Below are 24,245 nucleotides of genomic sequence, written 5' to 3' on the forward strand. Positions count from 1 at the left end.
GCAATCGCTGAAAACCTATAACCTGACGCCATGTATCGACTTTTACTCTCCAATTTCTTTCTCTTAGCAACCATTACGGGCCACACACAATCCGCACATGACAGTCTGCGTATTGTCATATCTCCTATCGACAGTGCCAAAGTGGTGGTGCCGGCATTTGATCGGAACAATATGTCCTATGTCATTCCAGACAATATTTACTCCCTGCAGGCAGATGTCTTGTATTTACCTTCCGGTGACTACACCAGGTACGATAAGAAAAAGCATGGCTATGAGATCGTATGGCCAAGTGATTATATTGATGGTTCACTGAAATTGATCGTCACTAAAAGGCAGATTTATCTGGTATCAGGTCATAATAACCCCAACCCAAATCGGCTCTATTGGTTTACGAATATCACTGCAGTACAGTATAAGCGTATTGCCTCGAAGCTGTTCTTTAATCAACAGCTGTTTCAGGAGGAAGACATTACTTTTGAATGGTATCGTGTGTTGTATTACAAGCAATACAGGCGAGAAAAAGAGCTTCCTAATGAATGGACAGATGAGCTCATGAACATACATGAGCAGAACTTTCGCAACTTGCAATATCAAAACACGTCTGACCTCATAGCGCTTTTCAACCGTGACCTATCACCTGCCCATGTCATACAATTCCCCAGCCAGGCGGATTTTGAGAAAAATAAACCCATCAGGATCATTCCTGCGGTGCGCGGTTATGAACAGCCGTATAAGCAGCTGATAGAGACAGAGCCGAATGAGTAGCCAGACCGGGGCGTTGATTATAGAACGCGTTGCCTAAATCTACAGTCGGGTTGGTTTCGTATATGTAATATGCTCTTACCAGAGCATACCTATCAAAAACAAACCACTGTTATGAATGAAATGATTGCGTGTATCAATGCCATGCGCCCTCTGTCTGATGAAATTAATACTCATTTAGCACGGCTTATCCGTTGCCAAACCTTTAAAAAAGGAGAATACCTTCTACGAGCCGGCGACGTGAGCCATGACTTCTATTTTGTTTCCCAAGGTTTATTGCGCTGCTATGCCAATTGCGAAACAACTGGCAAAGAGGCAACCAGGACATTTACAAAAGAGGGGGAATTCTTTCTGCTACCTCAGAACGTAAAACAAACGCTGCCTGGCAACGAATACCTCCATGCACTGGAAGACACTACTGTTTATGCGATGTCTTATATTGACTTACATTCGACGATTGAGAAATACCTAGCGGTATATAATTTTTTAATCCGCCTGGGTTGCCAGCATAACTCTCAGCTAAGGGAAGCGGTGTCTATCATGTTAGAAAAATCTGCATTCCAAAAATGTACCTGGCTCGCAAAAAAACATCCTGAGCTGACCAAACGTGTATCCTCCAAGCACCTGGCATCATATGTAGGCGCACCTGAAAAAATGATACGTCGTTATGGCCGCTACTCTTTCTGGCATCCATGCGGCAACTGATACATCTTGCACCTAATTAACAAAAGGGCCGGACCAGGACCTTAAATAAGCTCCTTTCCCTACAACCAAATACAATTAAAATGAAAGTCGTAAAAATCAATATCGAAAAGACGAAAGACATGTATTCGTCATATGCTGATAACGTTCCAGGCATATATGGAGGCGGCGACACCGTTGAAGAAGCAATTAAGTCTACCCTGGATGCAATCAGGCTGCTGAAGGAACATAATGACCCAAAGCACATTCCCGCTATCCTTGAAGGGAAATACACTATTACTTATAAATACGACGCGCAAAGTTTCCTAAAGCATTACAAAGGAATATTTACCAATTCTGGCCTGGAACGTATTACGGGCATTAACCAGAAGCAATTTCAACATTATGCTACTGGCTTAAAGAAACCGCGACGATTACAAGCGAAAAAAATTCAAGAGGCACTACACAAACTTGGAAGTGAACTCCTGGCCGTTGAATTGTAACTTGATATTGAGCGCTATTACCCTACAATATTGAAATGGTGTTTTGCAAGGCGAAAACACCTTTTACTACCTTTGCCCCCATGAAACCGATACCGGTACGCCATATCACCTCCGCCCCCAAAGACCCCAGCCCTACCGGACGGTTCAGCATCCGCACCATAGAAGACCTGCTCAACGGGAGCAAGCTGGTTCACGAGCTCCACAAGCATGACTTTTTCTTCGTCCTCGCCGTACAACAAGGATCGGGCACGCACGAAATCGACTTCACCCAATACAACATCCAGGATCACTCCATCTTTATCCTCCGCCCGGGACAGGCCCACCGCCTGGAACTGGCCGCCAACAGCACAGGTTTCATTGTAGAATTTGACAACGCCTTTTACCAACCCCGTACCCCTACCCATCAACAACGCTGGTTGAAAGCCTCCCACAAACAATTCTGTGCCGTTACCACCCCTGCCTTCCACCAGCTGCAATCGCTGCTCGCCAACATGCACCTGGAATTCACCACCCAGCCTACCGGCTACCTGGAGGCTATCCAGGCCTACCTCGACCTGTTCTTCCTGCACTATATCCGGCAAAGTCGCAACCCGGGCACCATCCCCCGGGCAGACAATGGCTATAGCCAGGACCGGTTCGAAGAATTACAGCAATTACTCGACGCCCAGATCACCCGCCTCAAAAGTACCTCCCAGTACGCCGAGCTTATGCGCCTCTCGCCCTACCAGCTGAACGCCATCACCAAAAGCGCCGTCGGCAAAACCGTGAGCGAACTCATCAACGACCAAATCATCCTGGAAGCCAAAAGACATTTGCTGGCCACCCACCACCAGGTGAAAGAAATTGCCGACCACCTGGGCTATGAAGATATTTCCTATTTCATCCGCTTCTTCAAAAAACACACCGGCACCTCACCAGACGCTTTCCGCAAGAACTTTCGATAGGTGCTATTAGTATATGACGGTTATTGTCATTGGTGACAATAGAGATCAAGGCTTAACGCCATATTGCAAGCAGATAAAAGTAAAAGGTGCACCACTTTCGTGGCGCACCTCCGTCTTATTATTTATCAACTGATCCCTGCTACGCTAATAGTCGTGCAAATACCATTACCGTCTAATATGCTATTTACCAACAGGACTTTGCACCTTCAGTATTTTGTCATTGATCTCATTAATTTCAGCCTCTACACCATCCGGCGAAAAACTCGCTGGTAGTTGAGAAGGTGGATATTTTATAAAAGTCTGTAAAAATTCGATGGCATGCAGCCCACCCTGAAAAACCAGAAAATCGTTATCTACTACCCATTTGTAGTATTCGTAAGAGGTGAGATCTGCTCTTTCATACGGATCCATACGCAGGTTGAACAATTTAGGAACCCGATACACGATAAAAGGATCTTTCCAAACATCAAATCCCGCGGGTGCAGATTGCTGGCGAAAAACCGTTTTATAATCACCATATCTAATGGCTACCAACTGTGCATCGTCATTAAAATAAATAAACTCGTTGCGGAAACTCTTATTGGTTTTGCCGGTCAGAAAGTCAAGCTGATTATACCCATCCAGGTGCACTTTAAACGTTTTCCCTCCAACATTTGAACCTTTTAGCAGGTCATTCACTATAGTAGTATTACCTGCTGCAGCGAGCAATGTCGGAAACCAGTCGAGCCCTGAGAACATTTGATTGGTTACACCGCCTGCTTTAATATGACCAGGCCAGCGAATAAATGCCGGTACCCGAAAAGCTCCTTCCCAGTTGGTGTTTTTTTCGCTTCTAAAAGGCGTAGTTGCCGCATCAGGCCAGCTAAATTGGTTGGGGCCATTGTCGGTAGTGAAAATAACTATCGTATTGTCTGCAATTTTCAGCTCATCAAGAAGATTAAGCAGTTTGCCAACATTGTCGTCCATTTCCAGCATACCATCTGCATACTGGTTTCCTGGCATGCCGGCTCGATTCAGCATCGAAGGGCGAATGTGTGTATGAAGGTGCATACGCGTAAAATTCATCCACGTAAAAAAAGGCTTTCCTGCCTGAGCCTGGCGTTTAATCCATTCCATGCAAGCACCGGTTGTTTCATCATCTACAGTTTCCATTCTTTTAATCGTCAAGGGACCAGTATCCTCAATTTTCCCATCGGCGGTGGAGTGAATAACACCGCGGGGCTGATATGATTTTTTAAATGCAGGATCGTCTTTGGGCCATGCCGGATGTTCAGGTTCTTCTTCGGCGTTTAGATGATAAAGATTGCCGAAAAATTCATCAAAGCCATGATTTGTAGGAAGATACTCATCTCGGTCACCAAGGTGATTTTTCCCAAATTGACCAGTGGCATACCCCAACGGTTTAAGGGCTTGCGCAATCGTGATATCGCGACTTTGCAACCCAACAGGAGCGCCTGGTACCCCTACTTTTGACAAACCCGTTCTTTTGGCACTCTGGCCTGTTATAAAGGTGGAGCGACCAGCCGTGCAACTGTTTTCGGCATAGTAGTCTGTAAACATCAGTCCTCCTTTGGCTAGCTTGTCGAGATTTGGCGTCATATAACCTGTTACGCCAAACGAATAGGCGCTAATATTCGTTTGCCCAACATCATCTCCAAAGATTACCAGGATGTTAGGCTTCTTTTGTGCCAGTGTGGCGTTGGCAATAAAAAGCAGGAATAAGCTTGTGATCATTGCCATTCCTTTGATACGAGTCGCCATAGTATTCACTTTTTATGTGGAAAAATGTTTTTTTTATCTAAAGACACTTAAGCCTCTAATAAGCCGCCAACCCAAAAAAAGAATAATGCGCTTAATTTTGTAAATAGGTGCAAAGTCACTTACCCCGGTTCTTCACCCGACGCTTTCCGCAAGTACTTTCGATACGTGCTATTCAACTGCAGCATTGTGCTACTGCGCTGGCGTCACCACCTGGTAATTTTGTGGTATCAACTTTCACCATAAAATATAGTTCATGAAGATCATTCTTGTAGGTGCCTCCGGCACGATGGGCAGTTATTTAACCAACGCATTTGGCAGGGAACATGATATCATTCGCGCCGGCCGGAAGGGTGCCGATATACAAGTAGACATTACGAACCCCGCCTCCATCGAAAGCATGTACCAGCAGGTGGGGCCCTTCGACGCGCTCGTCAGCACCGCCGGCCCCACGTATGTAGGCCCCTGGAAGAACCTCAACAACGAAACCTTCCGCACCGGCATCGAAGGCAAGATGATGGGACAGATCAACCTCGTACTGATCGGCCAGCACTTTATCAATACCCCCGGATCGTTTACGCTGATCACCGGCGTACTGACCTACGAGCCGCAAAAGCATTTTGCCAATGCCTCCGCTGCCAATGCGGCCGTAGAAGGCTTTGTACGCGCCGCTGCCATTGAACTGGCACCTGGTCTGCGCATCAATGCCGTGAGCCCCTCCGTGCTGGAAAGTTCGCCCCAATATTTTCCTTACTTCCCCGGCGAAGTACCCACCACTATGCAGGCTTTGGAATATGCGTTCCGCAAGAGCTTGTTTGGAGCTCATACGGGGCAGGTCATCAAACCCTAGCTTAAGCCCGACAGGACCCGTTACCGTAATTGTTCGCACAAAACAGCTATAAATTCCGTGAAAACACGGTATGGGCAGTTTACCGATGCGGGTAGATTTGAGGGACTTAAAACACCCTCCACATGTTAGTGCCTGTAGAAGAACTCGACAAGGCGGCCAGTCGTTATGATGCCTGGGCCAATCAATCGGGCCGTACCATCGCTGCCCTGGCGCCCGAAGAAAGCCTGGAAGTAGTGGCTCCCTCTGTACTCCCTGCCGCCAAAGGGAGCATTCTGTCCACCGGTGAGAATATGGAAAAACGCAAAGAGATGCTCGAAGCCATCTCGCAGGAGCCTGCCGAATTTGCCTTCGAACGCGCCATCGGCAAAAACGATTCCGTTTACAGTAACTTCATCGAACTGATCGTCGACGCCAAGAAAAAAGTAGGTCGCATCGTGGTTCGCCAGGGCAACAAAAACCTCGGCTTTGCCACCGGCTTCATGGTCACCGACACCCTGCTACTTACCAACTGGCACGTCTTCAAAACCCAGGACGCCGTAGCCAACAGCGAAGTGCAATTCAACTATGAACTCGACGCGCACGGCCGCGGCAAAGAACCTATCACCTTCGAACTCGACAGCGCTACCTTCTTCCACACGGTGAAAGAACTGGACTACTGCTTCGTGGCTGTCAAACCAACAGATATCAGTGGCCAGGTTTCGCTGCAATCTATAGGCTATATTTTCCTCGACCCCGCCCTGGGCAAGGTGGGCAACGAAGGCGAAGAAAGTCTCAACATCATCCACCATCCCGACGGCGACTACAAACAGCTTTCCATCCGCGAAAACCTGTTTACCCGCATCATGCCCACGACCATCTGGTATGAATCAGATACGGCACAGGGGAGCAGTGGCAGCCCCGTCTTCAATGACCAATGGCAGGTAGTAGCGCTGCACCATATGGGCATCGCTTCGCGCAACGCGGCCGGTGACTACCTCGACAAAGACGGCAAGGTACTTCCCCTCATCGACGGCAAGATCGACGTAGCCCGCATTCACTGGATCGCCAACGAAGGCATCCGCACCAGCGTGATCCTCAAAGACATTCACGCCGCCTTTCCCGAGCATCCCCTCATTCGCCAACTCAGCATCGGCGTCAGCACCGGGGCCGTAGCGGCAGGGGGCGCCATCATTACCACCGATGGCGAGAAAATCGGTAACGGCAAGGTCAATAGCCAGGAAGCGACCAACACCACTACCGCCGACCGGGCAATACAGGAAACAAGCGATTCCGTAAGTTCCAATCATCCAATTATGTCAAACTCCGAAAACGTACACATCAGTTTTCCCGCCTCGCTCATCGAGAGCCGCGGCCATATACAGATCAGTATTTCGAATGGCGCCGCGCCTGCTGCCAACGGGAATGCCACAGCAACAGTAAGCACTGCCGCCATCGGTACCCCTGCCCTCTCCGACGAGCTACTGCAGGAGATCAAAAAAGCCGATGTAGAAAAGCAAATGGACTTCTCCGCCTGCAAAGGCTACCAATCGCGCTTTCTCGGCCCCAAATTCGACATACCGATACCGCAACCTCAAAAGAGCATCAGCAAGTTCATCGCCAAAGTAAGCGGCTCTGATGGCGTTGTCTTAAAATACCATCACTACAGCCTCATCTTTCATTCGGTGCGCATGATGCCCATCATCAGTGCCATCAATGTAGACGGCGACCCCAACAAACGCAAGGACGATAGCAAACGGGAAGACGTGTGGTTACGCGACAACCGCATCCCCCTGGATATTCAACTGGGCGACAGCTTCTATAAAGGCAGCGGATTTGACCGGGGGCATATGAGCCGTCGTGAAGATGCCAACTGGGGAACCACCGCCGCCGACGCCAAACTGTTTGCCGATATGACTTGCATGTATCCCAATGCCTGTCCGCAGATTAATTTGCTCAACCAGAGCAGTCGGAAGGGCCTGTGGGGTAAACTGGAAAAAGTAGTACTGGAAGATGGCGCTGTACTGGAACGCGGCCGTACGGCAAAGATCTCCGTCTTCAACGGCCCTATCTTTAAAGACAGTGATCCCGTGTTTCGCGGCATCCAGGTGCCGATGGCCTTTTACAAGATCGTATTGTGGATCAATGACGATGGCGACCTGAAAGCGACGGCTTTCAAATTATCGCAGGAAGACCTGGTGGAGGATATCGACTTTGAAGCGATCGACATCGACCAAAACGAGGAGTTTGCCGAATACCAGGTGAGCATAGCTTCGCTGGCCCGGGAAACCAAACTCAACTTCGACGACCTGCAACCCTTCGACACGTTTATAGCCGACAATGGTCATGAATCTATCAGGCTTACCTCTGAAGATGACGTAAAGACGCTGGTGAAGCGACACCGGCGCAAATAATTTCCCTGGAAAAGGGGAAAGGCGACGAACCACAGCATCCCCGGCAGTTGGCCGGGGTTTTTGTTTTGTAGGTGGGTATACCCTATCTAATTTATCATAGATCAATGTGATAGCGCACCTGTGGCAACGTTTACACAGCGCTGTCTGCAGGCCTGGGTGGTACAATGATTGCAAAAGCATTGGTAAAACCTACAGCCATGAGTGACAACAAGCAAAACACTGGAAAGCAAGATGATATCCGCGTAGACATCAATGACCCTTCTGAAGTGGAATACCTGCACCAGCAGTATCCCGACAAGACCCATGAGCAAATCAAAAACGCCATCAAGATGGCTGGACCTATCCGGGTTAACATCATTGCCTGGTTGAAGACCCATTAACCTTTTGCATCATCAAAGTATAGCATATGCAACAATTGTCAGTTCCTGAAGAGCTCCTTATAAAGATCGACTATGACAGTGTAGATCTTCCTGCTGAAGTGCAGGAGTTTCGCCCGACCGTATACCGGAACGGGGAAGAGTACTGTTGCCTGCTGGGGCCCGATCCCGAACTCGGCATCTTTGGCAATGGCATGACGGTACGCGAAGCCGTGAACAATTGGGTGCAGGATTTCAAAGAGCGGCTAGCCTCGCCCCTACCCGATGACGAGGTGGTGATCTTTATTCAAAATAACCGGGCGATCAACAGCCGTGACGTGACCACACACGTGGAAGGCAACGACCAGTAGGCCGCAGGACGGTACAGGATACGCCACAAGCGATGTCACTGTATTTTAGCGACTTATCAATCGTGGCCGTATGAAATATTGTAGTCTTTGCCTGTTGTGGTTGCTGTGTTGTATGAGCTGTACTTCTTCGCGTAAAGCTGACCAACCAACTGCAAGGCTTGCTGTGATCCCTACGATCGACCAGGTAGGCGCTCCCCGCCTGCCAGAGGCTATTGCACCCGTAACGGCACCCTTTCCCCTGCCCGCTTTCAATAAACCGGTATTCCCCGCACTGACCATTTCCATCATCGAGCAAGGTGCCACGCAACAAGGCCTGGCTACAAAAGCTATTCAGTCGGCCATCGATGTGGTGAGCCATCGTGGTGGCGGTACGGTAACTGTGCCTGCGGGCAAATGGCTTACCGGACGCATCCACCTTAAAAGCAACGTAAACCTCCATATCGCGGAAGGCGCCGAACTGCATTTCAGTGGTGCGGTGGAAGATTATCGCCCCGCCGTATTTACGCGCAATGAAGGCATTGAGCTTATGTCTCTCGGTGCACTGATCTATGCTAACGGGCAGGAAAATATTGCCGTGACGGGAAAGGGTACGCTGATAGGACCCGCCAGCGGATCGCTCAAAGACCAGATCATGACGACCGATGTGATCGAAAACGTAGTTCCCCTCGACAAGCCTGTATCCGAACGCGTGTATGAAGGTTATAATAAGGAAGTGATCTTTCCGCCGATGTTCATCTCCCCCATCAACTGCCGCAATGTATACATCGAAGGGGTGACGCTGCGTCAAACGCCTTTCTGGAATATTGTACCCGTGTACTGCGATGGTGTGATCATCCGTGGTGTATCGGTGTACTCGGTAGGCATACCACGTGGTGATGGTATCGACATTGAATCTTCGCGCAATGTGCTTATTGAATATTGTACCCTCAGCAGCGGTGACGACTGCTTCACCATCAAAGCCGGCCGCGGTGAAGATGGCATGCGTGTGAACAGGCCTTCGGAGAACATCGTGATCCGCCATTGCCTGGCCCTGGAAGGCCATGGTGGTATTACGCTGGGCAGTGAAACGGCGGGCATGATCCGTAACGTATCGGTGCAGGATTGCGTGTTCAGCGAAACAGGTGTGGGCATCCGCTTCAAAACACGCCGGCCCCGTGGTGGCGGTGGTGAAAATATTTACTATGAACGCATCCGCATGATACTGCGGGGTGAGGCTTTCAAATTCGATATGCTGGGCAGCAAAACGCATGTAGGCGAACTGGCCGAGCGGTTGCCTGCCCGTGCCATCAACGCTTATACACCGCGCTTTCGGGATATTACTGCGAAAGATCTGGTGATCGAGAAAGCCAGTATGTTCGTAGATATATCCGGCATTCCGGAATCGCCGGTAGAAAACCTGCTGATTGAAAATGCGTTGGTAAAGACCAGTAAGAAGTTGATCGCGGCCCGGGATGTGAAAAGGTTTACGGTGCGCAATACCATTGTGATCACTGATGACTCTGTCATCTCCGTACTGGATGGACGACAGATCCTTTTTGACTCCGTCATATTCAAGACTTCAGGCAGACTACGCATGAAACAGGCCGGCGACCTGACCGACAGTATCCGCTTTCAACAATGTACGCCGGCGAAACCTATGGATTGGTTGTCGGATTCGTGGCGCCGCCAGGAATAGCCAGCGGCGCGGCCTCTACTACGGGTGGTGGCGGCGGATCGGGCGGATTGATCTTTGACGTCAGGTACCTGTCGGGACTATCATAAGCCACCGTACGCGCCATCTTAGGATCGGTGAAGCATTTCAGGAAACTTTGCTGCAGGTTGATCTCATCGCCCTTTAGCTCTACCTGGGTAAGGTAGAAGTCTGTACCATACAGTAGCTTTTGGATCAGGGGCACCTGAAACTTATCGATGGGATTGGTGGCGAAATACTTGACGATCACTTCCATTGCTTTATCATCGGCCAATGTGTACGAGATATCCGAATACACGTTGGGATGCTTTTGCATGAGTTGCAGGATCAGCGTGTACCAATTGTCCTGCAGGAAGTCGGGGAATTTCTTATTCACCTCATTCTTTACACTGCGCGTGACCTCATCGCCCCCACCCAGGTGGGCCAGGCATATCTTGAGTTTCGGAAAGTCTTTCAATACTACTTCATAATTCTCTGGGTGTCCAAAGATGTTACACCACACTTCATTCTTCTTGTGCCAGCTTTTACCAGCGACAAGCTTTTGTACCCGGTCCAGGATCTTCGCGTGCAGGGGATCGTTGGGATCGAGGTCGGTGAGTGCCAGGATGCCGGTGTTGAGGATGGAATCGAAACTACCCAGGTAAAAGGAGCCACTGCGGGTGGCATGGGTCATGATGGGTATGTCGTTTTCTTCTGCCCATTTGTACATGGGATAGAGCCGCTTATCGAAGGGAAAGAAACCGGCTGCGGGATAGAGCTTGATACCACAAAAACCTTCATCGGGACTGAGGTATTTCTGCACCCAGTCTTTCAGCAGATCGAAGCCGGTTTGCCGGGGATCGACGCCGAGAAAGGGATTGATATGGTTTTGGTACAGTGCATTCTTTTTGATGTTGGCCACTTCTTCCACCTGCGAGCGAATGCGGAGGTGGTGGGACTTCGTATCCTGCAGATCGAGGTAATCCAGCACCTGCGTCAATACAATGATGCGGTGACCGGGGAACTGTGCATAGGCCCGGCTGATGTTCTCGAATATCTTTGCCTGGTTGACCGAGGTGCCGATCTTCACAAACTCAAGGTAACGGTTGATGATCTGCCTGTTTTTGGCACTGAAAAAACCAACCGCCTTCAAGATCCCTTTGATGGCCCAGCGGGTACCATCTTTCTGCAGGAGCTTTTTGGCCCAGCGCGCCAGCGTGTCGTTTTTGATCACTGTTTCCAGGAAATAATCGGGCGCGTGGTTGGACGTGAATATATGTGCGTGTGCGTTGGTAAATGGAGCACTCATGATGCATTGGTTTTAGTTTCGGCGGGCCTGGCGCCTGCCCGACGGAGATTGACAACTTTCATCAGCATATCGAACCAGAAGGGTGCCCCTGCGCTGAGCGAAAAGGCGGTGATCAATATGCCTGCTACGTAATAGAAAAAGTTCCAGCCATTGAACTTGAGGTGCGTGGTAAAATAGCCGGGCACCGTGCTGGGCAGGTTGGCGAGGCTGTCGTAATTCAAGGTCCAGCTATAGGGCGCGCGGTCTTTGCGTCAACCAATGGGTATGCCCAGGGACACCAGGTTATCCAACTGCTCCGTGGCGGTGAGCCGGTTCCTGGCGGTCGCGGTATCGCGCCGTGCCTGGGCCGAATCGAGTTGCAGGATGAAACTGCGTACCTTTTGCAAAGCCGTATCGTTCTTATACGCGGAGCTGTCTTTGATGAAGTTGGTGAGTACGGCCGCCTGCATGGTGCGTTGCTCGTTGGTGAGGGTAGTATCCGCTTTCAGCTTCGCATAGTTGTCGGCCAGCTGTTCGGCGATGGGTTCCAGTTTCGCCCGCAGGTCGGGACTACGGTACAGCGTTTGAAACAGGTGTATGCTGTCGATGTTGAGTACGAGTGCGAGTAACAGGCCGATGTAAAACAGGCGGGTCCTGATCCAGTTCTTGTACCAACCGGAGATGCGCTCCATCTGGTTGTTGTACCACACCTGCAGTTCTTTTTGCAGTTGCGGCAATGGATTCTGCTCGTTGTTGGCGGCTGCCCGCTCGATCATATTCATGAGCAGCAGCTTCAGCGGTGTATGCTCCATCTTCAATACCCCCTGTATAAAACGCTGGAAAGTAACATTGCCCCCCATATTGGCCGGCAGGGTGATTACCTGAGGCTGAACAGGCTGGTCAGTAGTCGGTACGCCTGCCGCTACCCCACCATCGGCCTTGGCGACAGGCTGGGGCTTGGGCACCGCTTCGACGGGGGCCTGCGGCAACATCTTCTTGGTATCCTGGTCGAATTTGTAGGTACGCCCATAGTTGGCGACCACATCGATGAGTGATGCTACAAAAGTACTGTCGCTGATGTACTGGGGCAGCGACTGCACATCCTTCTTGAGGTTATCGACCATGGGATGGCTGTACAGCATTTGCCCGAAATTGACGTTGATGCCATCTTCGAACAGCTTACTCAGCGTGCGGTACAGCAGCTGTGATCTTTCCTGGAAATAACTATTGAGGGCTTCTGTGAGGGTGCTCACCAGCAAGCTCAGCAAGGCGTAGATGAGGACCATACAGAGGATGGTGCTCATGAGTGTGGAGACGAACTGCATCCCTGAATGTACGGCTGGGTTACCATCTGAGTCAAGGGTGTAAACACGGTATTTTAGCAGGCTGGTTGGGTACAAACCGCAACAGGCCTCCCCTTGCGGGAGGCCTGCGACATCATCTGTTGGGAGGTTGGTTTATTGTTTTCTGTCGAGGTAGTCCTTCTTACGCTTTTCATAGGCTGCTTTCTCCTGCTGGGTAAAGCGGTTGCGGTAGGTTTCCGGCAGCTCCAGCTTTTCTTTGGTAAGGCCGGGCGCCCAGTCGATCAGCTCTTTTTTGCCATTGCCCTTCTTCACGATATCGAAGGCATCGTAGAGCTCGCCTGCTACGGTGTACGACTCCATGCGCAGTTTCTTCTCTTCGACAATCACCCGTTGGTACAACTGTGTGTTGACTGCCGCCCGCTGCAGCCAGGGCTTCAGCGAGTGCACATACATTTTGGGACCACTCACGGACACTACATATACGGGGCCTTTCAGGGCTGTCTTTTTGGTATGCGGCGAGGTTTCGTCGATACCACGACCATAGGTATGATCGTGCCCCGTCAGTACGAGGTCTACATGGTATTTTTCGAACAAGGGCTGGAAGGCATTGCGCAGGCTTTCGTTATCGCGTCCTTCGCCGGTGGAGAATACCGGGTGGTGCATGGTGAGGATCGTCCACTGTTGCGGGTTGTTTTGCAATACTTCCTCCAACCATTTCACCTGGCTGATGCTATCGGTGGGATTGAGCAATAACGCCTGCGAGCTCAGTGAGATGATACGCACCTGCTGGTAGTCGACATAATAGGCTACCTCTTCCAGTCCGGCAGGACCATTCAGCGGCATGTTGAACAGGGGGCGCCAGTGCTTTGTCAGCGTAAGCTTGCGGTTGTCGTCGCGGTAATACTCGTGGTTGCCGGGTGTGGGCAATGCCGGGATCATGCTGTGTAACCAACCGCCTGCATAGAACCATTCGCCCCATTCGGTGTCGACATTGGTGCGGTTGATGAGGTCACCGGCATGCAACATAAAGGCAGCATCTGGCTGGCGCTGGCCGGCGGCGCGGATGGTGCGTGACCACCAGGTTTTGTGGTCGTTTTGCGCATCGCCGAAATACAGGAACGCAAAGGGCTTGAAGGTGGTAGCGGCGGTGCGGAACTGTACCCACTCGCTGCGGTTGACCGAGTCGCCTACGCGATACATATACAGCGTTTCGGGCTGCAGGTTGGTGAAGGTGAGCTCGTGGTAATGGGCCCGGCTGTCTTCCAACAGCAGCGGCGTTACCACCGATGGAATACGTACTGCATCGCTGGCCTCGGGGGCTGCGGTGGCTATTTTTATTTCGGCGTACCCCGCCGTGACCGTGGTATCGGTACGCCAATTTACGCCCATAGTAGTAGCGGGATTAGCGCCGATGGAGAGGATGATACGATCGGGTACGGGGGTGGCCGGATACTGGGTAAGCTCTACTTTGCGCTGGGCAAAGGCGGGCCGGGGCGGCGTAGCCGGTTGCGCAGCAGCGGTTGGCTGTGCCGGCGTTGGCTGTTGCGCCTGTGTGCTCATCGATACGGTGAGCAGGCTGAGTACAGTTGCGAAACGGATGATCATGGTTGCACCTTGGTTTAGACGGCTTTGGTGCACGCATGGTGCACCAAAGCTATATGAAGTAAAATGCAAATAGACAGTATTCCTGCGGGTGGTGTATACGCTGGTATGTTACCAAATGATTAAGGTGTGCAAGGTGGGTAAATGCTACTTAGTCAGCGGGTAAGGCCTAACAATTAATTGATAAGTGGGGTGATCAACCAGGGCCTGGATCACCAGCGTCGAATACCAGGGAGTAGTTAAAGGTGAAAAGGTTGGAATTTATTGTAGTTTTTATGTTTAAGATGGGTGTTTTATTTTCAACCTTCTAAACATCTCTCTTATGCGCGTTCAACATCTTCCCCTGTATATTTTGCTGCTACTTATGTTTATCACGGTAACCATGCGGGCGCAGGAACCCTTCGAAATAAATGGCACGCTACCGCCCACTACCGGCAAGCTTTACCTGGGCTATGTCAATAGCGGAGTTTATACGCGTGATAGTGCCATGGTGACCGGTACTACTTTCTCCTTCAAGGGAAGCATCAGTGAGCCAGGGTATGCCACGCTGACATTAAAACAGGAAGGGCGAGCCAAAGACCGGTCGATCGATTTCTGGGTGGAGGCTGGCAAGCTAACCATGGTTTGCGACAGTATGTTGAAGCAAACGGTTATTTCCGGTGGCCGTACGAATGACGAACAACAAGCCTACAAGCAATGGCTGGCGCCCGTGAACCTAAAATACAAAACAACGCTGGATAGCCTTTCTCGCACCCGCAACCAGGATACGATCAAGATGATCCGGGAACGCCTGGCGCCCTATTTCGAGGAGTTGTATGCCGCTGAAACGTCTTTTTTCCGGGCACATGGTGATTCTTATGTTACCGGGATAAATCTATCTATACAAATGGCAAGAATGCCTGTAGACACGATAGAGCAGTTCTATGCCGGGCTGAGCCCTCGTATACAAAACAGTGGCAATGGCGTGCTGATCAAAACCAGGATCGATAAACTGCGGTCCGTGGATGCAGACCCCGCCGTTGATTTTACCCGGGTAGATATCCTAAGCGGTAAAAATATGTCGCTGTCGCCATACCGTGGCAAATATGTGCTGCTCGATTTCTGGGCCAGTTGGTGTGTACCCTGCCGGAAGGAACACCCGGAAATGATCGGGCTGTATAATAAGTATAAAAATAAGCCGATCGAGTTTATTGGCGTATCGGTAGACCATGAAGACGACAAATGGCGGCAGGCCGTTCAGAAAGACAAATTGCCCTGGCCCCAGGTGATATCGAATGCTGCCGCAGGCGATGCTTCGGGTACTAAACCCATCCATACCCTTTACGAAGTGCATGTATTCCCTACGATCATTCTTATAGACCCTGCAGGTAAAGTGGTGGGCCGCTACCTGGGTATCGACAAAGCAAAGCCGGTGTTGAAATCCCTACTTTCTTCTAAATAAATACTGCCAAAAAACATCCCCCGCTGCAAGCTCCTTCAGTTGCTTGTAGCGGGGGATGCGATCGGACAGCTCTCCTTGCGTGATGGATTCACACGCTGTCGTCACTTATTTTTCGAACGTAAAATCGGGCAGTTTGATCGATGCGCCACCCTGCAGGGCCGACTCGTGTGCCAGGATACCTACGCAGGTAATATTGGCCGACTGTACGGCATTGGGATAAGGTGACCTGTTTTGCACCAGCGCCGATACGAATTCGTGCACCAGGTGCGGGTGCGATCCACCATGGCCGGCGCCTTGCGTGAACGACAGGTGCTGGTGATCGTCTTCATCGTACACACCTTTGGTGGTAAAGCGCTGGATGGGCTCTGGTAACAGGTGCGCATAGTCGGGCGACACCACTTCTTCCGGAATTTCGGGCTCGGGTTTCTTTGCCGTATGTACTACCAGGGGTTTACCTTCTATCAGGGGCCACTCTACCGATTTCTTTTCTCCATATACTTCAAAGCTCTCGCGGTATTGGCGGGCGGTATCAAACAACGACCGATAGATATGAGCGCTCAGGTCGGCATTGCGAAATTTGATGTGTGTGCTCTCCACCGCAAAGGGGGAATTGTAATGTGCCTGCAATTCTTCGCGGATGGTGCCGGAACCAAAGCAGGAAACATACTCCGCCTCTCCCCTGGTGAGGGCTAATACGGGGCCTACACAATGGGTGGCATAGTGCATGGGTGGTAAGCCAGGCCAGTAATTGGGCCATCCGTCCATATCCTGCTGGTGACTGGCTTTGAGGAACTGTACCTTGCCCAGTTCGCCTTTTTCATACAGTTCCTTCATGAACAGGAATTCGCGGGCATAGACCACGGTTTCCATCATCATATAGGTAAGGCCCGTTTGCTGCACCAGTTCCACAATCTGACGGCAGTCGTCTACCGAAGTAGCCATGGGCACTGTGCAGGCCACATGCTTGCCGGCCTTCAGGGCTTTGATGGACTGAGCCGCGTGATCGGGTATGGGGGTATTGATGTGTACGGCATCGACGTTGGGATCTTTCAGCAGCTCATCATAATCGGTATACCTTTTCTCTATGCCCCAGGCATCCCCTATTTCTTTGAGCTTTTCAGGATTGCGCTGGCAGATCGCATACATATTTGCATTGGGGTGACGCTGGTAGATCGGGATGAATTCGGCGCCAAACCCGAGGCCAACGATGGCCACATTGATCTTCTTGTTACTCATATTAGCCAATTTATTAGTTATCAGTGTTGTCATTTACCGGGCCCAGTCCTTCAGGAAGCGCAGCCCCTCGGTGGCGAAGTCGTCCTGGTTATCGGCCATGGGATGCCAGAAGCAGACGGCTCCGGCGAGCTCCTTGTTATCGGGCGTAAAGCTTTCGATGGTGACGGTGCCCCTATAGTTGATCGCTTCCAACCCTTTCCGGTAATCCTGCCAGGGCGTTTGTCCGGTGCCGGGGGTACCGCGGTAGTTTTCGGATACCTGCAGGTGTATGAGCTGGTTACCTGCTGTACGAATAGCTTGTTCGATGTTCTTTTCTTCGATGCTCATGTGAAAGCCGTCGAGCATGATCTTCGCGGCCGGATGGTTGATGTCGTTGACCATGCGCAGCACATCTGCTGCGGTATTGACCAGGTCGGACTCGAAGCGGTTGAGCGGCTCGAGGGCGATCTGCAATCCGCGGGCCGCTGCGAGTTCACTCACCTTGCGCAGGTTGGTGACGGCCAGGTCCCATTCGCGCTTGCGTTGGTCGGGCGGCACCATACGCGCCTTGCCGACTGCCGAGTACATGGGTCCGCCGAAGAAGGCCGTACCTACACCTACACAAATATCGAGGCAGGCAGTAATGTAGTCGAAGCAGTTTTGGTGTACGGTAGGATCGTCGTTGGTCAAATCACGGGAAGGGCCAAAGGCGCCACAGATATTGGCCTTGAGGCCGTATTGCTCCAATCCCCGGTTGATGGCTTGTACATCGATCAGGGCCGGATCTTCCACCGCTATCTCTACCACCTCGAAGCCCATGCGGGCTATTTTAGGAAATAGTTCATCGATCGATGCGGTCGTGAACGGGGAAGTCCAAAGCCAGGTACTAACGCCGTACTGTATATTCAAAGCCATACTATCTTTTATTGTGTTTGTAAAGTGACTGCCTTGTATCCGCCGCGTGACCTGAAATACAGGATGAGGGCGACATAACAAAACAGCATGAAGAGGGGGAACCCAACGATGTAGCGCAGGGCTTCTTTTTTGGCGTCGTCGCGGATCTCTGTAACGGTTTGCTGCTCGGCGGCGCTGGCCTGTGCCAGTTTGCTTTGATCGAGCGCCTGGTAATCACCAAATACGCTGGTCTTGTTTTCGGTTACATACGTACTGTGTATACTGGTGCTGTTGGCTTTATCGTAGGCGAGAATGTTCGCATCGACCGATTTATCCTGGATGAATCCGAGGATACCAGCGCCAATGACGCCTGCTGCGATCATACCGAGACCGCCGGTGATGTTGAGCGTCAGCGCGCCCCCTTTGGGGAACCGCTCTGCTACCAGTCCCAGCATGGTGGGCCAGAAGAAAGTTTTGCCCAGGCCATAGATCGTAGCCGCCAGCAGGATCATCACGCCACTGGAGAAAGAAAGCATATAGAGGCCCAGGGCGGCGATGATGGAACAGATGGCCAGCAGACCCAGCGGTGATATTTTATGTACGATAGGCCCTGCAAAGAAGCGTAGCACAAACATGATGGCCGAAGTGTATACCAGTATCCATCCTGCCTGCAGGCCAAGCTCGCTCATGGCAGGCGTCATGAGGTCGGTGATCCAGCTATCGGTACCCAGCTCGGTAGTAGCGAGTGGTATCATGATCAACAGCAGGATGATAAACAGCGGTTGCCCGAGACTGCGGGTATAGATACCAAAGAGGATGGTGACGAGGGCAATGATGGAAATATTGAGGGTGAGCGACCAGGAGAACACGGCGCCCAGCTGGAATACGATCAGCGATACGATGATGAGGGCGCCGATGGCTCCCACTTCCTGCAGCATTTCTTTGTACGATACGCCAGCTTGCACCCGCTCGTTGAGGGGGAACTTACGGGCAATCATCATGATGCCATAAGCTACGGTAGGCAATAGAATGAGGGCAATCTTGTACTCCCAGGCGGTGCCCGGTCCCATCAGCAGGGCCATGATGCCACCGAGCACCAAACCGCCCGGCCAGGCAGCGTGCAGGATGTTGAGCCATTTGGTCTTCTCCCGCGGAAACATGGTCGCCACGACGGGGTTCACCACCGCTTCCACGGTTCCATTGCCCAGGGCTACGATGAAGGTACCGATGTACAACATCCAGTAGCCGGTAGCGAAAATGGTGAGTATGGCTGAACTGATGTGACAGATCAGCGCAAAGATCATGGCCGTTTTATACCCGATCTTATCGATGATGAGGCTGAACAAGACGATGCTGATCGCGAATGGCCACAGGCCTACACCGGCAATCTCTCCCAATTGTGTTTGGGTGAGGTTGAAGGCGGTTCCCCATTCGGGTAGGGTAACAGCCCGGAGGATGAACCCAAAGGAGGTGGTGACCAATGCCACGAAACAGGCATAGAACAATTTCATATCGGGCCGCGCGGTGGCGGTGGCGCCCGCTGTGTTGGCAGAATCGTTAGCAGTCATGCAGTTTTATTTTAGGTTGACAAGGTTATTTAACTACACGCAAAATACCGTTCATGATACGCCAGTGACCAGGGAAGGTACAGATATAGGGATAGTCGCCAGGCTCATTGGGTATTTTGAAGGTGACGGAATATTTGCCACCGGGATTGACCAGCGGTGTGGCCAGCAAAACTTCGGGCATTTTGGGTACATAGTGAATCTTGGCGCCGGTGCCGTCCATGGCCAGCTTATCGGCTGCGAGGCCTACCTTCTCGGTTGTATTGGGTTTTACCAGGAGGAAGTTGTGCTGCATGAAGTCGGGGTTCTGCAACACGAACTGCACGGTGATACCCGCTTTCACGGTGATCAGTTGCTGATCGTACTTCATCACGTCTTTCAATACTTTGATCACGATGGTACGATCGACCTTGGTGGCCGTGGTAGCGGCAGCCGTTGCTGCCGCAGTAGCCCCGAGGGTTTCCAGCTTACCGTTGGTGAGGTTGGCCCGCAGGAAGAACAGGGTATCGGGATAGTTGGTGATGCGTTCGTCGCCCTTTCGGTTGTCGAAACTCATGCGTAAGGGTACGATCAACTCTTTTTTAAACAAGCCAGGTGCTTTGGCGGTAGCCACTTCTTTATCGTTGATGAGCAGGCGCATGGCGCCTGTTTTCAGCAAGCCGGCTTTGAATGTAAACTTCGCGGGGAGTTCAGTAGGGGTAACCGCCGTATAGGCTTTACCCTCCTGGTTGATCTGGAAGTACATTTTATTCTCGAGGAAGTAGAGGCCATAACCATTGTTGCGGTCGCCCTGGGCAGCTACCATGCCGGTATATACGCCAGGCGTTCCTGGCATTTGCGGGCCACCGGGACGGGGTGCCATGCGCTCGATCTCACCGGTCACCAGGATCTCTTTATTGGCTACGTCATGATCGGGGGCATCGCTGGCCTGGTTGCGGCCAAACATCCTGCGCAATGGCAGGGTATTGAGACGTGAGCCGAAGGCCAGGCGCTGGGCGATGGAGGCTTCGATCAAAGCCGGGTTGTCGTTGAGGCCCCGTTTGCGGAAAGCTTCTTTGAAGGTGGCCTCGTTGATCTTGCTGGCGATGGTGAGCGCATAGCGCAGCCAGGTATCGGCCGTGTTCTCTTCCTGCTCTGCCATGCTGACCAGTACGTTGCCGATGCTGGCCGAAGTAGTCATATCGGTGGTAGCCAGTACCGCTGCGAGGCGGACGCGCATGTCCTTATCTTCAAACAATCCTGCTTTCTGCATCGCCAGGAAGGTCGTGTTGTTTTTGGGTAAAACCTCGATGGCCGCTTTGCGTACGCCGGCAGCAGGATGACTGAGGGCTTTGGTGGCAACGGCCAGTGCTTCTTTGTTGGTACCTTCCAGCGCCTTGAGGCCCTTCATCGTCCACAGGGCGTGGAGGGCTGGTGGGTTGATACCAGCGCCATCCAGTTGTTCGTTCTGCACCAGTTTGTAGAGCTGGGGCAGTACCGTGGTGCTGCCATTCTCTACGAGCAGGCGCTGGCCGGTCGTACGCCAGAACATATTGTCGCTGGCGAGGGCCTGTATCAACCCGGCAGGATCTTTCTTGTCGAGCTTAGTCGTATTCTTCTGATCGTTGTCTTTGTTGTAGATGCGGTAGATGCGGCCACGCTCGTGATCGCGCAGCGGGTTTACATAAGCATTTCCTTTACCGTTCTCTGCTTTGTAGCCACCGCGATCCACCGAAGGGGTTGGGTTGTGCTGGATGATGAAGTCGTACCAGTCGGTGACCCACAGCGCGCCATCGGGCCCTACCTCAGCCTGGATGGGTGCTGCCCACTCGTCGGCGCTTACCAGCATATTCCAACCATCAAAGTCTTCCTTGAAGCCAGAGCCTGACTGCTGCAATATGTTGCGATGTATGAGGCGGCCGGTAGGCTCGGTCACGAAGGCGATACGGTTCCAGTATGCTGCGGGGAAGTTGCGGGCGGTATAGAGGCTATGACCTGCTGCTGCGGTGAAGCCACCGTGTACATCGACCTGCCGAAGGTTTTTGGTGGCCACGTGCATGGGGTAATGCGATTCGATCTTCTCTACGCCCGTCTCCCGGATCTTTGCTTTATCGAAATAACGCTTTGGCATACCCAGGAAAGCGCTGTGCGTATTGTTGGCGGTGGAGATGAAGACATCAAACTCTTCGGAGAAGCCCAGTCCCCAGGTATTGTTGCTGGTATTGGACAGGTATTCGAGGCCGCTGCCGTTGGGGTTGAAGCGGTACACACCCTGGCCAAAACGCAGGGAGTCTTTTCCTTTCTTACCATTGTAATAACCGGAGTAACCTACTACGCCCCATATCTTGTTGTCGAGGCCATAACGCAGGTTGGAGGCCTGGGCGTGCGTATCTTCTTTGCCCCAGCCTTTAAGCATTTCCTGGCGTACATCGGCTTTGTCATCGCCATCGGTGTCTTTCAGGAAGAGGAAGGCGGGCGCCTGGCTCACGAGGATGCCTCCATTGACAAATACAAAGCTGGTGGGGATATTGAGTTTTTCGGCGAAGATGGTGATCTTATCAGCCTTACCATCACCGTCGGTGTCTTCCAGTATTTTGATGCGGTCATCGCCTTTGTCTTCGTCTTTGATCTCGTTGGGATAGTCGACGGTCTCGATTACCCAGAGGCGGCCACGCTCGTCCCAGTTCATATAGATGGGGTTGACCACATCGGGTTCGGCGGCGAACAGTTGCAGACCAAAACCGACGGGCACCTGTATCAATGACATGGACTCCTGGGGTGAGAGGGAGGATTGCACTTTGGGAGCAGGATCGCGTTTCTCGTAATTGGGCACGGGGCCGTCGTAGTAAGTAGGTTGTGCTACTTTAAATGCGTTGAGGTTGGCGCGGGCGTCGTCGCCTACTGCCCATAGGATACCGTTGCGCACCAAGGTGAGGAAGCCGGGATTGTTGAAAGTAGCATCGTCGTGGCCATAAGCGGTATAGAAAACCCTGCCTTGCCCATAGGGACGTACCCAGGTATAAGGTTCGTGGTGGCTACCTTCTACCCGCTCTGTGATCACTTCTATATTCTTGCTGATCTTGTCGTGCACATAGGTCTCATCGCGCGTTTCGAACAAGGGTACATTCTTCATGACCTCATGTTCGGGTTTGATGGCTACTAAGGGGAAGGACTCGAACTTGTGGCTTTTGAACTGGCCGCCGATCATTTCCACGACCTCGGGGGAATTACGGAAACAGAAGGAGGCAGAGTGCAGGGGAATAAAGCCTTTGCCGCTGCGTACAAATTTCAGCAGGGCCGCTTCCTGTGCCTTGCTGATGGTATCGTGGTTGGCGTACACGATGAGGCCATCGTACCCCTTCAGCACGTTGTCATTGAGGTCATTCGGATTGACGGTATAGGAAATATTAATACCATCTTTAAAGTATTCTTTGGTGAGGATGTCGGCCAACTTCTCCGAATCGTGGTGTTTGCTTTTGTGACCGAGGAAGAGGAGCTCCAGGCGGCGTGGTACGGGGGCCGTTTTCCTGGTATCGGCACTGAGCAACAGGATAGCAAAAAGGAGCAGGGCCAAACTGGCGAGGTTAGAATTCCTTAGCATGGCAATCATTTGGGTTCGTTTAGCGATCTCTACAAATCTCCCGGATTTTGTGGGGAAATCACGCTCCGATTATATCCAATACTGACTGTATTTTATCCTGCTTTTTGCTTATTTTAGATTTTCAGCGACAAAACACACTGTATTGAAAGCGGCTTTACACAAATCGGAGATTCCTCTATCACAAATTTTTATCATACGCCACCTGCGGGAGAAGCACTTTGACCCGGTGTGGCATGCGCATTCGGAATACCAGTTATTTGTGGTACTGGAGGGTACGGGCACGCGTTTTATAGGCGACAGCATCAAGTCGTTTAAGCCGGGCGAACTGGTCTTTACCGGGCCACATCTACCCCATTTGTGGCGCAGTGACGAATCGTATTTTGCGAAAAAGAGTGTGTTGATGACAGAGGGGGTGGTGATCTATTTCAACGAACAATTACTGGGCGATCAGATCATGGACAAGGAGGAGATGGCCAACCTGAAGAAGTTGTTCGTGCGGGCGGTACGCGGACTCGAATTTTATGGGGCTCCACGGGAGCAGATCATTACGCTGATGCAGGATCTGCTGACGGCACAGGGTATTAAAAGCGTGATCTGTTTGTTGCAGATCCTGGAGGTGATGGCTGGCACCAAAAGTTATCAATATATCTCATCCGTGCCGTATGAAGAATCGTACAACCAACACGAAACGGACCGGCTGAACCTGGTGTATGAATATGTATTGAAGCATTTCCGGCGTAAGATATCGCTGGAAGAGATGGCAGCGTTGCTGCACATGACGCCTACTTCCTTCAGTCGTTTCTTTACGGCCCGGAACAACAAGCCCTTTACCCGGTTTGTATCGGAGATCCGCATCAAACATGCCTGCAAGTTGCTGACCGAGACCAACGACAGCGTGGCGCAGATCGGCTACGAGTGCGGTTTCAACACGTTGTCCAATTTCAACAAACAGTTCAAGGAATTCATGTTGAAAAAGCCGGTGGAATACAAAAATGAGTTTCTGAGTTTGTAGCCATGGCGGCCATATTAAATGATATATTAATTCGCCAATAACCTTACAGGCCCTATTTCA

The 24,245-nt window shown here is 51.5% G+C and carries 20 protein-coding genes; 11 read left to right on the plus strand and 9 right to left on the minus strand.

Going from position 1 to position 24,245, the window contains the following annotated elements:
- Positions 1-30: 30 nt before the first annotated feature.
- The 4 genes from P2W70_RS24340 (at position 31) to P2W70_RS24355 (ending at position 2,890) form a co-directional block, all read left to right on the plus strand.
- A complete protein-coding gene (locus P2W70_RS24340; protein WP_276484150.1) occupies positions 31-765 on the plus strand; it encodes a hypothetical protein in 735 nt (244 codons plus the stop codon).
- Between the two features lie 111 nt (positions 766-876).
- Positions 877-1,467: a Crp/Fnr family transcriptional regulator gene (locus tag P2W70_RS24345; RefSeq protein ID WP_276484151.1), complete on the plus strand. Its 591-nt coding sequence runs from the start codon at positions 877-879 to the stop codon at positions 1,465-1,467.
- 80 nt (positions 1,468-1,547) lie between these two features.
- Positions 1,548-1,946, plus strand: a complete 399-nt coding sequence (locus P2W70_RS24350) for a type II toxin-antitoxin system HicB family antitoxin (protein WP_276484152.1) — start codon at positions 1,548-1,550, stop codon at positions 1,944-1,946.
- A gap of 80 nt (positions 1,947-2,026) precedes the next feature.
- Positions 2,027-2,890: a helix-turn-helix domain-containing protein gene (locus P2W70_RS24355; protein ID WP_276484153.1), complete on the plus strand. Its 864-nt coding sequence runs from the start codon at positions 2,027-2,029 to the stop codon at positions 2,888-2,890.
- A gap of 180 nt (positions 2,891-3,070) precedes the next feature.
- Here P2W70_RS24355 and P2W70_RS24360 read toward each other — a convergent pair whose 3' ends face one another.
- Positions 3,071-4,651, minus strand: a complete 1,581-nt coding sequence (locus P2W70_RS24360; protein WP_276484154.1) for an arylsulfatase — start codon at positions 4,649-4,651, stop codon at positions 3,071-3,073.
- A 253-nt stretch (positions 4,652-4,904) separates the two neighbouring features.
- On the opposite strand from P2W70_RS24360, the gene P2W70_RS24365 reads away from it, so the two are divergent.
- The 5 genes from P2W70_RS24365 (at position 4,905) to P2W70_RS24385 (ending at position 10,290) form a co-directional block, all read left to right on the plus strand.
- The gene (locus P2W70_RS24365) at positions 4,905-5,498 is read left to right on the plus strand and encodes a short chain dehydrogenase (protein ID WP_276484155.1); all 594 of its coding nucleotides are present in this window, start codon (positions 4,905-4,907) and stop codon (positions 5,496-5,498) included.
- A 122-nt stretch (positions 5,499-5,620) separates the two neighbouring features.
- Positions 5,621-7,888: a DNA/RNA non-specific endonuclease gene (locus P2W70_RS24370; protein WP_276484156.1), complete on the plus strand. Its 2,268-nt coding sequence runs from the start codon at positions 5,621-5,623 to the stop codon at positions 7,886-7,888.
- Positions 7,889-8,085: 197 nt separating this feature from the next.
- A complete protein-coding gene (locus tag P2W70_RS24375) occupies positions 8,086-8,268 on the plus strand; it encodes a hypothetical protein (protein ID WP_276484157.1) in 183 nt (60 codons plus the stop codon).
- A 26-nt stretch (positions 8,269-8,294) separates the two neighbouring features.
- Entirely contained in the window at positions 8,295-8,615 is a 321-nt protein-coding gene (locus P2W70_RS24380; protein ID WP_276484158.1) for a hypothetical protein, read from the plus strand.
- A gap of 70 nt (positions 8,616-8,685) precedes the next feature.
- On the plus strand, positions 8,686-10,290 hold the full coding sequence (locus tag P2W70_RS24385; protein ID WP_276484159.1) for a glycoside hydrolase family 28 protein: 1,605 nt from the start codon (positions 8,686-8,688) through the stop codon (positions 10,288-10,290).
- On the opposite strand, the gene P2W70_RS24390 is transcribed toward P2W70_RS24385, so the two are convergent.
- From P2W70_RS24390 to P2W70_RS24405, 4 genes are all read right to left on the minus strand, one after another.
- Positions 10,250-11,593: an amidohydrolase family protein gene (locus tag P2W70_RS24390; protein WP_276484160.1), complete on the minus strand. Its 1,344-nt coding sequence runs from the start codon at positions 11,591-11,593 to the stop codon at positions 10,250-10,252. The two genes, P2W70_RS24385 and P2W70_RS24390, sit on opposite strands and share 41 nt — an antisense overlap.
- Positions 11,590-11,814 (minus strand): hypothetical protein, encoded by a 225-nt coding sequence (locus P2W70_RS24395; protein ID WP_276484161.1) that lies wholly within the window; start codon positions 11,812-11,814, stop codon positions 11,590-11,592. Before P2W70_RS24395 ends, P2W70_RS24390 begins: the two co-directional genes overlap by 4 nt.
- 30 nt (positions 11,815-11,844) lie before the next feature.
- On the minus strand, positions 11,845-12,897 hold the full coding sequence (locus P2W70_RS24400; RefSeq protein ID WP_276484162.1) for a hypothetical protein: 1,053 nt from the start codon (positions 12,895-12,897) through the stop codon (positions 11,845-11,847).
- A gap of 132 nt (positions 12,898-13,029) precedes the next feature.
- Positions 13,030-14,481 carry a purple acid phosphatase family protein gene (locus tag P2W70_RS24405; protein ID WP_276484163.1) on the minus strand — a complete coding sequence of 484 codons (1,452 nt, stop codon included), beginning with the start codon at positions 14,479-14,481 and terminating at the stop codon, positions 13,030-13,032.
- A 319-nt stretch (positions 14,482-14,800) separates the two neighbouring features.
- On the opposite strand from P2W70_RS24405, the gene P2W70_RS24410 reads away from it, so the two are divergent.
- Positions 14,801-15,919: a TlpA disulfide reductase family protein gene (locus P2W70_RS24410; RefSeq protein ID WP_276484164.1), complete on the plus strand. Its 1,119-nt coding sequence runs from the start codon at positions 14,801-14,803 to the stop codon at positions 15,917-15,919.
- 105 nt (positions 15,920-16,024) lie between these two features.
- On the opposite strand, the gene P2W70_RS24415 is transcribed toward P2W70_RS24410, so the two are convergent.
- Genes P2W70_RS24415 through P2W70_RS24430 form a run of 4 tightly spaced genes read right to left on the minus strand, consistent with a single transcriptional unit; the run spans position 16,025 to position 23,173 of the window.
- Positions 16,025-17,155: a Gfo/Idh/MocA family oxidoreductase gene (locus tag P2W70_RS24415; RefSeq protein ID WP_276484165.1), complete on the minus strand. Its 1,131-nt coding sequence runs from the start codon at positions 17,153-17,155 to the stop codon at positions 16,025-16,027.
- A gap of 33 nt (positions 17,156-17,188) precedes the next feature.
- A complete protein-coding gene (locus P2W70_RS24420) occupies positions 17,189-18,049 on the minus strand; it encodes a sugar phosphate isomerase/epimerase family protein (protein ID WP_276484166.1) in 861 nt (286 codons plus the stop codon).
- 8 nt (positions 18,050-18,057) lie between these two features.
- A complete protein-coding gene (locus P2W70_RS24425; protein ID WP_276484167.1) occupies positions 18,058-19,596 on the minus strand; it encodes an MFS transporter in 1,539 nt (512 codons plus the stop codon).
- Between the two features lie 25 nt (positions 19,597-19,621).
- Positions 19,622-23,173: a PVC-type heme-binding CxxCH protein gene (locus tag P2W70_RS24430; RefSeq protein ID WP_276484168.1), complete on the minus strand. Its 3,552-nt coding sequence runs from the start codon at positions 23,171-23,173 to the stop codon at positions 19,622-19,624.
- Positions 23,174-23,315: 142 nt separating this feature from the next.
- On the opposite strand from P2W70_RS24430, the gene P2W70_RS24435 reads away from it, so the two are divergent.
- On the plus strand, positions 23,316-24,185 hold the full coding sequence (locus P2W70_RS24435) for an AraC family transcriptional regulator (RefSeq protein ID WP_276484169.1): 870 nt from the start codon (positions 23,316-23,318) through the stop codon (positions 24,183-24,185).
- Positions 24,186-24,245 lie beyond the last annotated feature (60 nt).

The sequence above is a fragment of the Paraflavitalea pollutisoli genome, assembly GCF_029360705.1.
Lineage (GTDB): Bacteria > Bacteroidota > Bacteroidia > Chitinophagales > Chitinophagaceae > Paraflavitalea > Paraflavitalea pollutisoli.

Excerpts from the sequence above, each read along its gene's own strand:
- P2W70_RS24340 (WP_276484150.1), top strand. The coding sequence starts at position 31 with ATGTATCGACTTTTACTCTCCAATTTCTTTCTCTTAGCAACCATTACG.
- P2W70_RS24345 (WP_276484151.1), top strand. The coding sequence starts at position 877 with ATGAATGAAATGATTGCGTGTATCAATGCCATGCGCCCTCTGTCTGAT.
- P2W70_RS24350 (WP_276484152.1), top strand. The coding sequence starts at position 1,548 with ATGAAAGTCGTAAAAATCAATATCGAAAAGACGAAAGACATGTATTCG.
- P2W70_RS24355 (WP_276484153.1), top strand. The coding sequence starts at position 2,027 with ATGAAACCGATACCGGTACGCCATATCACCTCCGCCCCCAAAGACCCC.
- P2W70_RS24360 (WP_276484154.1), bottom strand. The coding sequence starts at position 4,651 with ATGGCGACTCGTATCAAAGGAATGGCAATGATCACAAGCTTATTCCTG.
- P2W70_RS24365 (WP_276484155.1), top strand. The coding sequence starts at position 4,905 with ATGAAGATCATTCTTGTAGGTGCCTCCGGCACGATGGGCAGTTATTTA.
- P2W70_RS24370 (WP_276484156.1), top strand. The coding sequence starts at position 5,621 with ATGTTAGTGCCTGTAGAAGAACTCGACAAGGCGGCCAGTCGTTATGAT.
- P2W70_RS24375 (WP_276484157.1), top strand. The coding sequence starts at position 8,086 with ATGAGTGACAACAAGCAAAACACTGGAAAGCAAGATGATATCCGCGTA.
- P2W70_RS24380 (WP_276484158.1), top strand. The coding sequence starts at position 8,295 with ATGCAACAATTGTCAGTTCCTGAAGAGCTCCTTATAAAGATCGACTAT.
- P2W70_RS24385 (WP_276484159.1), top strand. The coding sequence starts at position 8,686 with ATGAAATATTGTAGTCTTTGCCTGTTGTGGTTGCTGTGTTGTATGAGC.
- P2W70_RS24390 (WP_276484160.1), bottom strand. The coding sequence starts at position 11,593 with ATGAGTGCTCCATTTACCAACGCACACGCACATATATTCACGTCCAAC.
- P2W70_RS24400 (WP_276484162.1), bottom strand. The coding sequence starts at position 12,897 with ATGCAGTTCGTCTCCACACTCATGAGCACCATCCTCTGTATGGTCCTC.
- P2W70_RS24405 (WP_276484163.1), bottom strand. The coding sequence starts at position 14,481 with ATGATCATCCGTTTCGCAACTGTACTCAGCCTGCTCACCGTATCGATG.
- P2W70_RS24410 (WP_276484164.1), top strand. The coding sequence starts at position 14,801 with ATGCGCGTTCAACATCTTCCCCTGTATATTTTGCTGCTACTTATGTTT.
- P2W70_RS24415 (WP_276484165.1), bottom strand. The coding sequence starts at position 17,155 with ATGAGTAACAAGAAGATCAATGTGGCCATCGTTGGCCTCGGGTTTGGC.
- P2W70_RS24420 (WP_276484166.1), bottom strand. The coding sequence starts at position 18,049 with ATGGCTTTGAATATACAGTACGGCGTTAGTACCTGGCTTTGGACTTCC.
- P2W70_RS24425 (WP_276484167.1), bottom strand. The coding sequence starts at position 19,596 with ATGACTGCTAACGATTCTGCCAACACAGCGGGCGCCACCGCCACCGCG.
- P2W70_RS24430 (WP_276484168.1), bottom strand. The coding sequence starts at position 23,173 with ATGCTAAGGAATTCTAACCTCGCCAGTTTGGCCCTGCTCCTTTTTGCT.